General features: G+C 71.6%; 18 protein-coding genes. 15 read left to right on the forward strand and 3 right to left on the reverse strand.

Going from position 1 to position 14,200, the window contains the following annotated elements:
- The first annotated feature begins 82 nt into the window (after nt 1-82).
- The 13 genes from WFJ01_RS05710 to WFJ01_RS05770 all read left to right on the forward strand — a co-directional run bounded on the left by WFJ01_RS05710 (nt 83) and on the right by WFJ01_RS05770 (nt 7,875).
- Nucleotides 83-487 (forward strand): hypothetical protein, encoded by a 405-nt coding sequence (locus WFJ01_RS05710; protein ID WP_336628479.1) that lies wholly within the window; start codon nt 83-85, stop codon nt 485-487.
- An 11-nt stretch (nt 488-498) separates the two neighbouring features.
- Complete coding sequence (locus WFJ01_RS05715; protein ID WP_336628480.1) at nt 499-2,364, forward strand: DNA polymerase; 1,866 nt, start codon at nt 499-501, stop codon at nt 2,362-2,364.
- A 129-nt stretch (nt 2,365-2,493) separates the two neighbouring features.
- Nucleotides 2,494-2,811 carry a DUF7169 domain-containing protein gene (locus tag WFJ01_RS05720; RefSeq protein WP_336628481.1) on the forward strand — a complete coding sequence of 106 codons (318 nt, stop codon included), beginning with the start codon at nt 2,494-2,496 and terminating at the stop codon, nt 2,809-2,811.
- A gap of 236 nt (nt 2,812-3,047) precedes the next feature.
- Complete coding sequence (locus WFJ01_RS05725; protein ID WP_336628482.1) at nt 3,048-3,932, forward strand: hypothetical protein; 885 nt, start codon at nt 3,048-3,050, stop codon at nt 3,930-3,932.
- A gap of 132 nt (nt 3,933-4,064) precedes the next feature.
- Complete coding sequence (locus WFJ01_RS05730; RefSeq protein WP_336628483.1) at nt 4,065-4,670, forward strand: hypothetical protein; 606 nt, start codon at nt 4,065-4,067, stop codon at nt 4,668-4,670.
- Between the two features lie 157 nt (nt 4,671-4,827).
- Nucleotides 4,828-5,061 carry a hypothetical protein gene (locus tag WFJ01_RS05735; protein WP_336628484.1) on the forward strand — a complete coding sequence of 78 codons (234 nt, stop codon included), beginning with the start codon at nt 4,828-4,830 and terminating at the stop codon, nt 5,059-5,061.
- A 55-nt stretch (nt 5,062-5,116) separates the two neighbouring features.
- Nucleotides 5,117-5,323 carry a hypothetical protein gene (locus tag WFJ01_RS05740; RefSeq protein ID WP_336628485.1) on the forward strand — a complete coding sequence of 69 codons (207 nt, stop codon included), beginning with the start codon at nt 5,117-5,119 and terminating at the stop codon, nt 5,321-5,323.
- Nucleotides 5,320-5,613: a hypothetical protein gene (locus tag WFJ01_RS05745; RefSeq protein WP_336628486.1), complete on the forward strand. Its 294-nt coding sequence runs from the start codon at nt 5,320-5,322 to the stop codon at nt 5,611-5,613. Before WFJ01_RS05740 ends, WFJ01_RS05745 begins: the two co-directional genes overlap by 4 nt.
- Complete coding sequence (locus tag WFJ01_RS05750; RefSeq protein WP_336628487.1) at nt 5,610-5,822, forward strand: hypothetical protein; 213 nt, start codon at nt 5,610-5,612, stop codon at nt 5,820-5,822. Before WFJ01_RS05745 ends, WFJ01_RS05750 begins: the two co-directional genes overlap by 4 nt.
- Nucleotides 5,819-6,673, forward strand: coding sequence for a DUF2637 domain-containing protein (locus tag WFJ01_RS05755; protein WP_336628488.1), 855 nt, complete (start codon nt 5,819-5,821; stop codon nt 6,671-6,673). The genes WFJ01_RS05750 and WFJ01_RS05755 overlap by 4 nt, the downstream gene beginning before the upstream one ends.
- A gap of 20 nt (nt 6,674-6,693) precedes the next feature.
- Entirely contained in the window at nt 6,694-7,173 is a 480-nt protein-coding gene (locus WFJ01_RS05760; protein ID WP_336628489.1) for a hypothetical protein, read from the forward strand.
- 113 nt (nt 7,174-7,286) lie between these two features.
- Nucleotides 7,287-7,550: a hypothetical protein gene (locus tag WFJ01_RS05765; protein ID WP_336628490.1), complete on the forward strand. Its 264-nt coding sequence runs from the start codon at nt 7,287-7,289 to the stop codon at nt 7,548-7,550.
- Between the two features lie 82 nt (nt 7,551-7,632).
- Nucleotides 7,633-7,875, forward strand: a complete 243-nt coding sequence (locus WFJ01_RS05770; RefSeq protein WP_336628491.1) for a hypothetical protein — start codon at nt 7,633-7,635, stop codon at nt 7,873-7,875.
- Here WFJ01_RS05770 and WFJ01_RS05775 read toward each other — a convergent pair.
- From WFJ01_RS05775 to WFJ01_RS05785, 3 genes are all read right to left on the reverse strand, one after another.
- On the reverse strand, nt 7,836-9,629 hold the full coding sequence (locus WFJ01_RS05775) for a ComEC/Rec2 family competence protein (protein WP_336628492.1): 1,794 nt from the start codon (nt 9,627-9,629) through the stop codon (nt 7,836-7,838). The two genes, WFJ01_RS05770 and WFJ01_RS05775, sit on opposite strands and share 40 nt — an antisense overlap.
- Nucleotides 9,626-10,261 (reverse strand): ComEA family DNA-binding protein, encoded by a 636-nt coding sequence (locus tag WFJ01_RS05780; protein WP_336628493.1) that lies wholly within the window; start codon nt 10,259-10,261, stop codon nt 9,626-9,628. The genes WFJ01_RS05775 and WFJ01_RS05780 overlap by 4 nt, the downstream gene beginning before the upstream one ends.
- Nucleotides 10,262-10,441: 180 nt before the next feature.
- Nucleotides 10,442-11,533, reverse strand: coding sequence for a zinc-binding dehydrogenase (locus tag WFJ01_RS05785; protein ID WP_336628494.1), 1,092 nt, complete (start codon nt 11,531-11,533; stop codon nt 10,442-10,444).
- A gap of 221 nt (nt 11,534-11,754) precedes the next feature.
- On the opposite strand from WFJ01_RS05785, the gene WFJ01_RS05790 reads away from it, so the two are divergent.
- Entirely contained in the window at nt 11,755-12,699 is a 945-nt protein-coding gene (locus tag WFJ01_RS05790) for an alpha/beta hydrolase (protein WP_336628495.1), read from the forward strand.
- The gene (locus WFJ01_RS05795) at nt 12,696-14,174 is read left to right on the forward strand and encodes a flavin-containing monooxygenase (RefSeq protein WP_336628496.1); all 1,479 of its coding nucleotides are present in this window, start codon (nt 12,696-12,698) and stop codon (nt 14,172-14,174) included. Before WFJ01_RS05790 ends, WFJ01_RS05795 begins: the two co-directional genes overlap by 4 nt.
- The last annotated feature ends 26 nt before the right edge of the window (nt 14,175-14,200 follow it).

Below are 14,200 nucleotides of genomic sequence, written 5' to 3' on the forward strand. Positions count from 1 at the left end.
CCGGCCCCGCCGCACCGCTACCGACCTTTTCAGGCAAGGGGCGGCGGGGCCACGCCCACATCTCACACGTCTGGAGCATCTCATGCCCGTTTCCCGTACCCGCGTCTGCCCGAGCTGCAACGTCGAGAAGAACACCCCCGCCGACTTCCGCGACCGGGGCGAGACCGGCGCGGGCCGCCCGCCCAAGGTCTGCCGCCGCTGCCGCCGCAAGTCCCCGGCGCTCCGTGAGCAGCAGGCCCGCAACGTCGAGCGCCGCGAGCTGGGCCGCAGCTACCGCCATGACCTCGCATCCCGCGACGTGCTCCAGCTCATCGCCGACCAGTGGGCCGCCCACCCCCACGACATCAAGACGTGCCCGCCCGTTGGCGGCTGTGGCCTGACCAAGCCCACCGCGGACTTCCACACCAACGTCCACCAGATGGACGCCCTCTCCCCCATCTGTGCGGAGTGCTGCCGCAAGGCCGCCGAGCTTCGCCGCACCGCCTGAAAGGCACCCCCATGCAGACGTACCGCTACACCCTCGCGGGCGAGGAGTGCGTGATCTACTTCCCCGAGCGGCGCGCAGAGCTGGCCGCCTACCGGCGCTTCCTCGCCGAGGGCGACAAGGTCCTGTGCATCGACACCGAGACCTCCGGACTCGACATCTACGCCCCCGGCTACCAGGCCCGTCTCTTCCAGATCGGCAATCGGCGGGAGGCCTGGGTCCTCCGCTGGGACCTCTTCCCGGACACCATCCGCAAGACCCTGGAGCAGGATCGGCACTTCACCGCCCACAATGCGCCCTTCGACTTGAAGGTGATCGACGCCCACGGTGGCGTGCCCCTTGAGGTCCTCGCCTCCCGAGTCTTCGACACGCGGATCTTCGCCCACCTGATCGACCCCCGCTCGCAGCACGAAGGCGGCGCGGGACTCTCCCTCAAGCCGCTGTCCGCGATCTATGTGGACGAGACCGCGCCGGACACCGCCGAGGGCCTCAATGCCGTGTTCCGCACGATCAAGCACCCCGTCACCGGGAAGCCCTGCACGAAGGACAACGGCTGGGCGCACATCCCCATCGACCACCCGACCTACGTCCTCTACGCCGGTCTGGACGTGCTCCTGGGCCGCCGCCTCTTCGATGAGCTGGCGGAAATCATCAAGGGGATGGGGCTCTCCGACCTCTCCACCTTCGAGCACCACCTCCAGGTGCTCCTGACGATCATGGAGCGCCGCGGCATCCTCCTGGACGTGCCCTACGTCCGCGAGCTGGACGGCAGGCTGGCCGACGAGGCCGAGCACTTCGGCACCATCGCCAAGCGCTACGGCGTCGAGAACGTCAACAGCACCGTCCAGGTCTCCGAGGCGCTAGTGGCCATGGGCGAGACGCTCACCGCACGGACCGACGGCGGCGCGCTGGCTGTCGGCAAGGACGTGCTCATGCCCCTGGCCGACCTGGACCAGGACTGGAACCTCCGCGAGTCCCGCCAGCCCAACCCGCTGGCGGACGCCGTCCTCCGGGCCAAGCGCGCGGGCAAGTGGCGCAAGAGCTACGTGGAGTCGTTCCTGGGCCTCAAGGACTCCAGCGATCGCATCCACCCGAGCATCGGCGGCCTCCAGGCGCGGACCGCACGCATGAGCATCTCGCGCCCGCCGCTCCAGCAGCTCCCCTCCGGGGACTGGACGATCCGGCGCGCCATGATCGCCGACCCGGGCAAGCTCATCATCGCCAGCGACTACTCCCAGGTGGAGATGCGCGTCCTGGCGGCGCTCTGCCAGGACAAGACCCTGGTGGAGGCCATCATGTCCGGCACCGACCTGCACGACTTCACAGCCGCCAAGGTCTTCGGTCCGGACTTCACCAAGCGCCAGCGCAAGATCGCGAAGTCCATCGGCTTCGGCAAGGTCTACGGCGGAGGCGCGGCCACGGTCTCGAAACAGACCGGCGTCTCCGAGGCCGACGTGAAGCCCGCCATGCTGGCCTACGACAAGACCTTCCCCGGCATCAAGCGCTACGGGGCACGTCTGCAATCCCGCGCCAAGCACGGAAAGCGCGAGGTGGTCACGGTCTCCGGTCGCCACCTCCCGCTGGACCGTGACCGGCTCTACGCCGCGACCAACTACGTCGTCCAGAGCACGGCGCGAGACCTCCTCGCCCAGGCCATCGTGGACATCCACGACGCAGGCCTGGGAGACACGCTCCTCCTGCCCGTGCATGACGAGCTGATTGCGCAGGCCGACGCCCGCGAAGCCGAGGAGGTCATCCGCGAAATCGGACGCCTCATGGACAGCACCTTCTACGGCATCCCGATCATCTCCGACCCCGAGGTGTACGGGCGCTCCTGGGGCTCCGGCTACGGCGTGCCCGCTGAGCTGGACGCCGCTTGACCAGCAACGCCCCGACCATCCAGGAGGCGCTGGAGCGTTTACACGTTGCGCCCTCCGCCTCCTGGTGGTCGCCGTCTATCTCCCCTTCGCCCGCCCCACCCTCCGCTATCTGACCCGAAAGCTCACACGATGAAGACCCCCACGACCGCCGAGGCCCTCCGAACGCTGGGCGAAGCCGTTACCGAGTTCGCCGACGCCCTGGCACATGCCGAGGAAGTCCAGTGGCTCCGGCCCGCCGCCCCCTCGCTCCGCCAGGAGACCTCCGAGAAGGCAAAGGGCGGCATCTCCAACCCCACCGCCGACATCACCGCCGACGAGCGCCGCCTCCGGGTCCGCGCCGCCGTCATCACCGGCGAGGTGGTCGCGCAGAGCGTCACACAGGACCTAGCCACCTCAGCGACCACCCTCCGCGAAGCCGTCACCGACTGGGCCGGAGTGCGCGCCTAGCACCACCCACCGACACGCCGCATCTTCGCATCCCACGTAAGGCTCCTTCCGCACGTAGACTCACTGGGGCTCCTCCTCTGGAGCCTTCCCACCCGGCGCACCTACGCCAGGAGTCGGTCTCACCCGCCCCTAGCGCGCGCATCTCAGAGCCCCAACCAGGGCGCTAACTGTCGCGCCCGCGACATGCGAACCCCACGCAAGGCTCCTTCCGCACGAACCCCACGAAAGGCCCATCCATGTCCTCCATCACGCTCCGCGCAATCTTCGATGCCAAGTCCCCCCGCTTCGAGCCCCTCACCCTGGAGGCCGAGCTGGCCCTGATCGCAGACGCCCAGGGCGGATCCGAGGAGGCCAAGCTCCAGCTCCTCGCCCAGTACGCCAATGGCCTGCGCTCGCTCGTGGCTCGCGAGCACGCCCGCGCCGGTGGACGCGATGCCGGAGAGGATCCCGAGGAGACGCGCGCCAACGTCCTGATCGCCTTCATGGAGGCCCTGGCCGCATGCGACGGAACCACCCGCCTCGCAGCCCGCCTCAAGGGCGCGACCCTGGAGGCGGCCAACGCCTACCACCTCCGCAGCACCTTCTCCGTTCCGGCCCGCACGCGCGCCCGCTACTTCCAGGCGCTCCGCGAGGCGGGCGTGAACGGCAACGCCGAGGACAAGGCCGTGGAGCTGGGCATGTCCCGCGAGGTCTTCCGCGAGGTCCGCGCAGCCTTCGCCACCGTCTCCATCGAGGGCATGGTGAGCGACAACCAGGACCGACGCGGCGACGACTACGGCGCGGACTACTTCACCGCCCCGGTCCAGGCGGCCAGCCCCCTGGCGTCCGGCTCCGACGAGCGCAGCTACGCCACCACCGAGGATCGCCTGACCCTGGCGCGCGCCTACGCAGCCGTGGACGAGCTGACCCTGGGCGTGATCGAGGACGCCTACGGCTTCGCCTTCTACGACGATGACAGCACGCCCACGGACCCCAACCGGGACCGCGACCCTTACGCGGGCTTCGACCCGATCCCGGACACGCAGATCGCCCACCTCCGCGGCATGTCCCGGTCCGTCGTGCAGCGCAAGCGCACCGAGGGACTGGCCGCCATGCGGGTGGCCGTCGGCGCATCCGCCTAGCCCCTCCCCCCGAGGCCCCACCACGACGCCACCAGCGTCTTACGTGGAGCCTCCTTGCGGAAGGCTCCTTTCGTATGTATAGTCCTATACATACGGACGGCAGTCCAGCCCCTTCTCCCGAAAGGAAACGCCATGACCACCACCTACAACACCCGCGAGGAGTGGCTGATTGCCGCTGTCGAGGCCCTCCGCCCGTACTTCGCCGAGCAGGGCGCGGACCTCCCCGCCGTCCGCGTCTCCGTGGGCTTCGCAGGTGGTCGCGGGAACAAGAACGCCACCATCGGCCAGGCATGGGCCAAGGAGGCAGCCGCCGACGGCGTCGCCCAGGTCTTCATCTCCCCGGTCCTCTCCGACGCGGTCGAGGTCCTCGCCGTCCTGGTCCACGAGCTGATCCACGTCTGGGACGAGAACAAGAGCGGCCACCGCGGCGCGTTCGCCAAGCTCGCCAAGGCCATGGGCCTGGAGGGCAAGATGACGGCCACCGTCGCCGGTGATGCCCTCCGCGACAAGCTGGCCCTCATCGTCCTGGAGCTGGGCGACTACCCCCACGCCGCCCTCTCCCCCTCGCTCTCCGGCGTCAAGAAGCAGGGCACCCGGATGCTCAAAGTCGAGTGCAGCGAGGGCTCCGGCTACATGGTCCGCATGACCAAGAAGTGGCTGGACGAGTACGGCGCTCCGACCTGCCCCTGCCACAGCGTGCGCATGGACGCCCCGAGCACCGAGGACGGCGACGAGTGAACCCGGACATGCTCATCTCCCCCGAGGCGGGGCTGCCCCTGGCGGCCCTCCTCTGGGCAGCCCTCGCACTCTCCCACATCGCACGCTGGAACCGAGCCCGTCGTGCATCACGCAAGGAGTCTTGCGCAAGTCTCCTTCCGCATGTATAGTCCTATACATGAACACCGCAGCCGCCACCGCCGCCACGATCCTGGACCTTACCCGCGCGCTTCCCGAGGTCGTCGCCGGATCCATGATCTACGCCCAGGGCTACGTCCCCACCCGTGACGAGCACGCGGCCATCGTTGCCCTCGCCGACGCCTTCGAGGCCCTGGGCCTCTCCCGCCGCGTGAGGGTCCGCGTCCACGACTTCCAAGGCGCGCGCATCGGCTCCCTGGACTTCCACCTCTAACCCGCCGGGGAGGGGCACCGCCGCCCCTCCCTCTCTCTTCTCCGAAAGGCCCGCCATGCTCCCGCACAACGCCACCCAGCCCGCGCCCATCGTGCACCACGTCGGCCGCGCTCCCCACGCCCCCGAGGACATCGCCGAGAAGGTGGACGTGGCGGACGCCATCGCCTCCTTCACCGCCGCGGGACTCATGCCCTCCGGCCAGCTCTGGGAGCGCGAGGCTGAGCGCAGCGCCTCCAGCAGAGTCCGCGAGGCCCGTGCATGACCGCCCCCATCATCTTCGCCGCCCTGGATCGCCCCGCGACTCCCGAGGAGCTGGAGAACGCCTCCGCGCTCATCGCTGACGGCTTCCTGGACGGGCAGCCGATCCCCGCCCGGTACGGCCAGCTCTGGCAGCGCGCAGCCGAGCAGGAGCGCGCCTACATGGGTCGCCCCCGCTTCATCGCCTGGACGCTCATCGTTCGAGCCGCTCGCCGCGGACGTCGCGGCCCCCGCGCCGCCACAGCCACCCACGCCACGCACGGCGTCATCATCGCCGGAAAGGCCCGCTCATGACCGGCGCAGCACGTCGCGTCATCTGGCGCGGCGCGGACGGCATGGGAACCACCTTCACCATCACCCGGGAGGGGATCGTGCATCGGATCGTGGCTACCGAGTCCATCCCGCACGGTCTCGGCAGCGCGGTAGGTCTTCGCCTGAGCGTCGCAGACCTCCGCACCCTGCACGCCGCACTGTCGGACTACTTCGGAAAGGCCCGCTCATGACCACCGCTTCCCGCATCCAGCCGGACTCCCGGCCCGTCCTCATCATCGCCACGGTCATTACAGCCCTCCTGGCCGCGGTCTCGTTCCTCCTGAGCTTCAACGGCCTGGCCGAGGCCGCGAGCTGGGCGAACGTGCCCGCCTGGCTGGCCTGGGCGCTCCCCGCCTATGTGGACGGCGCGATCCTGGTCTACACGGTCGCCGCCCTGGTCTTCCGCTCGCGCGGCGACGACGCCCGCCTGGAGTGGGCCGCCCTCGCTCTCTTCGCGGCGCTCTCAGTCGCGGCCAACGGCGTCCACGCCTGGACCGCCGCCCCCGCCTGGCTCCAGGTCGCCCTCGGCGTCACCCTGGCGGCCCTCGCGCCGGTCTCCGTCCTCCTGACCACGCACACCATCGCGAAGCTGATCGTGGCCCCGCCACACGTTGCCGAGGAGACATCCGATGAGCGCCCGCAGGGCCGCCAGGGGCAGCGGATCACCCATGCCGTCATGGACGAGACCCAGGGGTGGGCCGCGCGACGCGCTGCCGTCCTGGAGCGCGCCGAGGCGAACCCCGACGTAGAGCCGGACCACCAGGCCCCAGCCCGCCCCGTGGGCGACATCCACGAGTGGGCCGCTGCCGTCAAGGCGGGCGAGGAGGTGCGCTTCCAGCCGGAGACCGGCCCCGTAGGCCCCATCACCGCTCAGGCCGTCGGCTCCACCGCCGAGCGGAACGCCCGCATCCATGAGCTGGCCGCCGAGGGCGACAGCCTCCGCACCATCGCCGCCAAGGTCGGATGCTCCAAGTCCAACGTGGCGCGGATCCTGGGCAAGCGCCCTGACGCCGACGACGACACGGACGAGGCCGCCGCATGAGCGCCGCTAGACTCCTTCCCATGATCGACCGCAAGGACGCCCGACGGCGCGAGCGCTTCGCCCGCGACTATCCCGACATGGCCGCCGCCGCCTTCAAGCTGGAGGACGAGCTGGGCCGTCCGCTCACCTCCGCCGAGATGACCGCGGTGGGTCGCGCCGTCCGCACCGGCGAGGCCGTGGAGCTGCCCACCGAGCCCGCCGAGCTGGAGTCGCTCGCGGCCCCCGCCGTGCCGAGCGTGCAGGAGCCGGAAGCCTCCGCCGCACTGAACGCCGAGGTGGCCAAGTACATCCGTCAGGGCTATGCCGTCATGGACCGTACCCTTACTCAGGTCGTCCTCCAGCGCCGCAAGCGGATCGGCGCAGCGCGCACCGTCGCCGCTGCCCCCGTCGCCGTCGTCGGCGGTCTCTTGACCGTCGGCGCGCTCGCCGCCTGGCGCAAGAGCAAGAAGGACACCGTCGTGCTGACCGTGGATGCCACGGGCCGCGTCAGCAAGTCCTAACTCCCTCCCCCAGCCCCTCACGCCATGACCGGCGTGGGGGGCTTTCGCGTACCCGCGACACGCCGCGTAAGGAGACTTGCGTGGGAAGTGGCTACCTCTGTATAGTTCTATACATGAACAACCCCCACATCACCCGCGAGGACCTCCCCCGCTTCCGCTTCTCCCGCCACGCGCGCGAGGTCATGGCCCGCCGCCAGATTGCAGAGGTCGAGGTGGCCCGCGCTCTGGTCCGCGGCTCCTCCCACCCGCACGAGGGCCTCCAGCGCTACATCCACGGTGGCCTGTGCGTGGTTGTTGACCTGGCCGCTGAGGTCATCGTCACCATCCTCCTGGCTAGGGCTGACCAGTGGACCGACGAGGACGCCCGCAACCGCTGACCGACAGGGAGGCCCCCACGGGGGTCTCCCTCCTGTATCCTGAAACGTTCACCTCCACCGAGATGAGAGCACTGTGACCGCTATGACCACCGAGAACCCCGCCGCCCGCCGTAACGATGAGTTCACGCGCCTGGACAGCTACACCGAGGAGCCGCTACCCAGCTTCTCCCCGCTGACCGCCGACTACGCCGCCGAGCGCGCGGCACAGCTCTACCCGGACGACGCCTGGGAGCGCTACGGCTCCACGGCGGCGCTCCTCATCGCACGGCGTGCATACGCCCGTGGCTACGACGACGCCCTGGCGGCCACCTCCGCCGAGCGCTGATCGCGCGCCAAAGGCCCCCAGCTCATCCCGAGCCAGGGGGCCTTTCTCATGCCTTGACCGTTCCGGCTGGCATCTCCCTGGCCGACGTCGCACAGGCCGATGCCCCAGTCCGCGGGGCGCTGCAGCACGGCCACCGGTCCGGTCACGATTCCCCATCCGGTCACCGAGCCGAGCACCACCGCGACGAGACCGCCGACCAGAGCCCGCCACGGGCCGCGGAGAGGGCGATGCGAGGCGATCGCCCAGAACGTCGCGGCGCTCAGCACCGCCATGATCAGGGCCATGCCGACCCCGGCCGGCGCCTCGATCGTCGCCAGCGGGAGGCCGGCGGTGACGAGTGCGGTCTGGGCGATCCAGGCGGAGGGCAGCCAGGCGGCCGCCGCGAGCAGATCCGCGAGCGGCGGTATCGGCATGGCGAGGCAGGCGAGCAGTCCCAGCACCGTCGCGATCGGCGAGGCGGGCTCGGCGAGCAGATTCGCGACCACCGAGATCAGGGACTGCTGCGCGGCGAAGAGCGCGATGATCGGCCCGCACGCCAGCTGGGCCGAGAGCGGTACGGCGACGGCGAGGGCCACCGGGCGCGGCAGCCACCGCGAGAGCCCTGCGGCGAGCGGCGGGGCGAGCACCACGAGACCCGCGGTCGCGGCGGCCGAGAGCGCGAACCCCGGTGCGGCCGCGAGATGCGGATCCGCGAGGAGCAGGACCGTCACGGCGAGCAGCAGGACCGACAGGCCCGCGCGCGGTCGTCCGAGCAGCAGCGCGCTCAGGGCGACGCCCGCCATGGCCGCGGCCCGGATCACGCTCGGCTGCGGGGTCACGAGCACGACGAACCCGGCCAGGGCGACCACCGCGGCGAGGACGCGCAGCCGCCGTCCTCCGCCGCACAGCGCCACGACGCCGAACGCCGCGGCGGCCACGAGCGCCAGGTTGCTGCCGCTGACCGCGGTGAGGTGGGAGAGGCCGCTCGCCTTCATCGCGGCGTCGAGCTCGTCGCTCACCGCGCGGACGTCGCCGACCGCCAGTCCGGGCAGCAGCTCGGATCCTGGCTCGGGCAGCAGCCGGGTGCGCGCGATGAACGCGGCCCGCACGTCGCCCGCGATCGTCTCGATCGGCCCTCCCCGGGACACCTGCACCACCGCTCCGCGCGCGAACAGCACGGCAGCCGCCCGCTCGCCGGCATCGGCGCCCTTCACCTCGGCGGTGAACCGCAGCGCCGTCCCCGGCCCGAGCGTGGCCAGGGCCGGGCCGGGCGGCACTCCGATCCGCACGGGGACGGACAGCGCTCCCGGGTGTTCCCCCGGGCCGATCCGGATCGTGTCCGCGTCGGCCCAGAGACGTCCGTCGGCGCCGACCGACGGCAGCGACCGCACGCTCACCTCCACGGTCACCGCATGCCCCGCCAGCGCCGCCGCCTCCGCTCGTGCCGGGGCCGCCCACGCCGCCGAGAGCCCGATGGCACCGGCTACGGCGAGGCAGACGGCTCCGAGAGGCGCGGCACCGACCACGACCGCACGCAGCCGCGCACCGCGCCGGCACCACCGGAGCACGACGAGCGCCGAGACCGTCCCGATCACGGACCCGCCGATGAGGAGTCCGGCAGACCACGGGAGGAACGAGACGAGCAGCGCGACCGCCCACGCGGTCACGGCCACCGGCACCATCCGCACGTCCCGCAGCCTGCCCGGTGCGGGCGGGCGCTGCGCGCGCGGACCTCCGGGGTGCGCCTCCGCACGGCCCCCGGTGCGCGCGTTCACACCCGCACCCGGTCGCGGATGCCGGCGAGCAGCTTCTCGCCGATGCCGGACACGCCGAGAAGGTCGTCCACGCTCGTGAACCGCCCGTTCGTCGTGCGCCACTCGACGATGCGCTGGGCGAGAGCCGGCCCGATCCGCGGCAGCTCCTCGAGCGCCGTGGCGTCGGCGGCATTGAGGTCGAGGAGCCCTCCGGCCCCCGCGCTGTGTCCTGCCCCGCCTTCGGCTGCGCCCGACGGCGCGGCCCCGATCGCGGGGACCAGGATCTGCTCGCCGTCGACGACCGCCCTCGCCAGGTTCACCGCCGTCAGATCCGCCGTGGGCAGCGCGCCTCCCGCCGCCGCGAGGGCTTCGGCCACCCGCGCGCCCTCGTCGAGCACGTAGACCCCCGGCTTCGCGACCTCGCCCAGCACGTGGACGTACACGCTCCCCGCCGAGATCCCGCTCGATGCGCTCGGCTCGGGTGTCACGGCGATCTCCTCGCCCGCGGTCGCCCTGCCCAGCAGCCCGATGCCCACGACGATGGACACCGCGGTCAGCGCCAGCACCACCGCGGCCCCCAGCCCGAGGCGCAACCGGCGCGGCGCGGGCACGGGGTCCGGTCCCGGGCCGTCGGTCTTCGTCTGCTCGCTCACACGCCGAAGGTAGGCTTCCGCGACGGCGGGCGATGCCGGGCCGGCGGAACATGGGGAGAACGGCCGGCCCCGCTCCCCTGTGGAGGCCGGAGGCGGGGTCGGCGATCGTCACGTCACGGGGACTCGAACTGACCGCCGAACGACCCCCGTATCGGGCCTTTGCGAGGGAAGCACGGCGGACTACCCGTCCCGGCGCCTGTGCACTCTCCGCCCCGTCGCCCCGTCTCCGCGATCCCCGGGGGCGACGAGGATGCGGACGGGCCGCTCGTCATCCGAGCGAAGCCGATCGATCGCGGCGGCGATGTCGTCCAGCGCGACGACATCGCTGATGGAACCGCTGAGATCCAGACGCCCGGTCTCGACGAGGCGCAGCAGGGCGGGGATGTCCGAGTTGCGGTACCCCAGATGCCCGAGCACCCTCTTCCTGGTCACCGCGAACGTCGCACTCGGCCCCAGCGGCACCGGGTCGGCACTCAGCCCGATGAGGACGAGGCGGCCGTCGTTGCGGATGCTCGCCAGCGCCTGAGTCATGGTCGCGGTGATCCCCACGGAGTCGAACGCCACGTCGACGCCGGCGCCGCGCGTCAGCTCGTCGAGGCGGGCGGGGGTCGACGGATCGCGAGGATCCAGAGCATGGTCGGCCCCGACCTCCAGCGCGCGGGCGCGGACACGCGGATCGACGTCGAGCGCGATGATCGGTGCAGCGCCGACCAGCCGGGCGATCTGGACGAGGTGCGTCCCGACGCCGCCGATGCCCCACACGGCGACGGACTCGCCCACGCGCACGTCCCCGGTGTGGACGACGGCGCCATACGGCGTCGCCACGGCGTCGGCGAGGATCGCCGCCTGATCCAGCGGCACGGCCTCGGGTACCCGGCTCAGGCCTCCGGCGTGGACGACCGCGTACTCCGCCCACGCACCGTCGAACTGGAAGGCCATGACATCGGGGCTCGCGCAGTCTCCCTGCTCCTGGAGACAGGAGCGGCACGTGCGACAGGGCCGGCCTGCGGGCAGCACGACGCGGTCGCCCGGCGCCCAGCCGCGGACGCCCTCCCCGATCTCTGCCACGATCCCCGACGCCTCGTGCCCCTGCGTGATGACGGGAAGGGGCGAGGAGAGCACGCCATCGATGAGGCTGAGGTCCGAGTGACAGATGCCGCAGTACGCGACGCTCACGAGGACCTCGCCCGCGCCAGGGCGTGGAAGGGGCACCTCCTCCACGGCGAACGTGTGGGTGGCGGTGTTCAGGCGCTGTGCGCGCATGCTGCGCATGATTCTCCTCGTCGAGCGATCGCGGGATGCGGGTGCACCCGCACCCCGTCGTAACACCCGTCGGCTCGGCCGCACAACGTCGGGACCACAAGTTCCCCGAGCAATGCGCAAACCTTGTGCGCGCAGGCCATACCCGCGACACGAATTGGTCTCCCGGGGACATGGTTCGACGCGAGTCCGATTCCTAGCGTTGGGGGATCCCCTTCCCCGAACGAGGAGCAATGATGCTCGATCCGCAGCTTGCCGCCGTGATCGCTCCCGGCGCCGGCCCCCGCCTGGAGGACGTGACGCCCCCTGAGGCCCGCCTGATCTACCGCGAACAGTGCCAGGCCCTCGCCGCAGCCGTTCGGGACGTCGCTCACGTCGACGTGCAGGACTTCACGGTGCCCGGCGCCGAGGGGCCTCTCGCCGCGCGTGTCTACCGGACGCCCGAGGAAGGATCCCGGCCCACCATCGCCTTCTTCCACGGAGGCGGGTATGTCGTCGGAGATCTCGACTCCCACGACGCGATCGCCCGTGTTCTCGCGCGGGACCTGGGCGCGGTCATCGTCTCCGTCGCCTACCGGCTCGCTCCCGAGCACCCCTTCCCCGCTGCGGCGGAGGACGCGATCGCCGCCGCCACCTGGATCGCGGAGCACGCGGCCGGCCTGGGCGGGGAACCGGCTTTCGCCGTCGCGGGCGACAGCGCCGGCGCGGCCCTCGCCGCGGTGGCGGCGCTCGCCCTGCGCGACGACGCAGCCGCCGTGGCTGGCCAGCTCCTCTTCTATCCCGCCGCCGATCCGGCGACGGAGTACGCATCGGTCCGCGAGAACGCCGAGGGGTACCTGCTGGAGCGGGCCACGATCGCGTGGTTCCTGTCCCACTACGCACCGGAGGCGCAGCCCGACGACCCGCGCCTCGCACCCCTGCGCGCCGACGCCCTCGCCGGGGTCGCACCGGCCGTCGTCGTGGTCGCCGAGCACGACCCTCTGCGCGACAGCGGCGAGGCCTTCGCCCTCGCCCTCGACGCGGCCGAGGTGCCCCTCACGCTCCGCCGCTGCGACGGCATGGTGCACGGATTCCTCTCCTTCGCGGGGGTCTCCGATGCCGCAGCGGCGCACACGCACGGTGCACTGGCGAGCTTCCGCGAGATCCTCGACGCGGCCCGGGAAGGTGCAGAGCGATGAGCGTCTCCCGACCGGAACACGTCGACACCCTCATCGTCGGAGGCGGCCTCTCCGGAATCGGCGCCGCCTGCCGCCTCCAGCAGCGCTTCCCCGGACGCTCCTACGCGGTGCTCGAGGCCCGGGACGCCGTCGGCGGAACCTGGGATCTCTTCCGGTACCCGGGCGTCCGGTCGGATTCGGACATGGCGACGCTCGGCTATCCCTTCCGTCCCTGGCATGACGTCAAGACGCTCGGCAGCGGCGCCGGCATCGCCGAGTACATCCGCGACACGGCGCACGACACCGGGGTCCTCCCGCACATCCGCGTCCGTCATCGGGTCGTCTCGGCGCAGTGGTCCACCGCCGACGCCCTCTGGACCGTCGACGTGGACACCCCGGGCGGACGCCGGACGATGACGACCCGATTCCTCCTCCTCTGCAGCGGCTACTACCGCTACGACCGGGGATACCGACCCGACTTCGCCGACGAGGACGCCTTCCACGGCTCCGTCATCCATCCGCAGCACTGGCCGGAGGACTACGACTATCGCGGGAAGCGCGTGGTCGTGATCGGCAGCGGAGCCACGGCGGTGACGCTCGTACCGGCGATGGCGCAAGACGCCGCACACGTGACCATGGTGCAGCGTTCGCCCACCTACATCGTGTCGGCGCCGTCCGTCGACCCGGTCGTGGTGCGTGCGCGGCGCTGGCTCCCCCGTCGTCTCGCGTCCTCGGTGGTGCGCTGGCGCAGCATCATCCAGGGGCAGCAGCGCTATGCGTATCTGCGCGCCAACCCGGAGAAGGGCGCCGCCGCCATCAAGGCGGGCGTGGCCGCGCAGCTTCCCGATTTCGCACGCTACGAGGCCGACTTCACCCCGCGCTACCGGCCCTGGGATCAGCGCCTCTGCCTGGTGCCGGATGGCGACCTCTTCGCGGCGATCCGGGATGAGCGCGCCTCGATCGTGACCGGCCGCATCGAGCGGTTCACCCCGTCCGGTCTGCAGCTGGAGGACGGACGCACGATCGACGCGGACGCCATCATCACCGCGACCGGGCTCGAGATGCACGCGGGGGGCGGGATCCGCCTCGAGGTGGACGGGCGTCCCGTCAGCCTCGGGGATTCGATGCTGTACAAGGGCGTGCTGCTGACCGGCATCCCCAACGCGGGCTTCTGGCTGGGGTACGTGAACTCCTCCTGGACCCTCCGCGCCGACGCATCGGCGCGCTACGTCTGCCGGCTCCTCGCCCATCTCGACCGCACGGGCTACGACTGGGCGGTGCCGGTTCCCGAGGGGACGCAGCACGCCCGCCCCGCCCTCGACCTCGCGTCCGGCTACGTGGAACGCGGATCCGCCGCGTTCCCGAAGGTCGGCGAGAAAGCGCCCTGGACGCGCAGTCATTACGTCCGCGACGTCATCGAAGCACGGTTCAGCCGTGTCACCCGATCGATGTCCTTCGGACGCCGCGTCCCGCACGCGGCCTCCCCCCGCTCCTGACCCGGCTGCGGGATCGCCGGGCGCCG

The organism is Microbacterium sp. MMO-35 (genome assembly GCF_037147555.1).
In the GTDB taxonomy this organism is placed as follows: domain Bacteria; phylum Actinomycetota; class Actinomycetes; order Actinomycetales; family Microbacteriaceae; genus Microbacterium.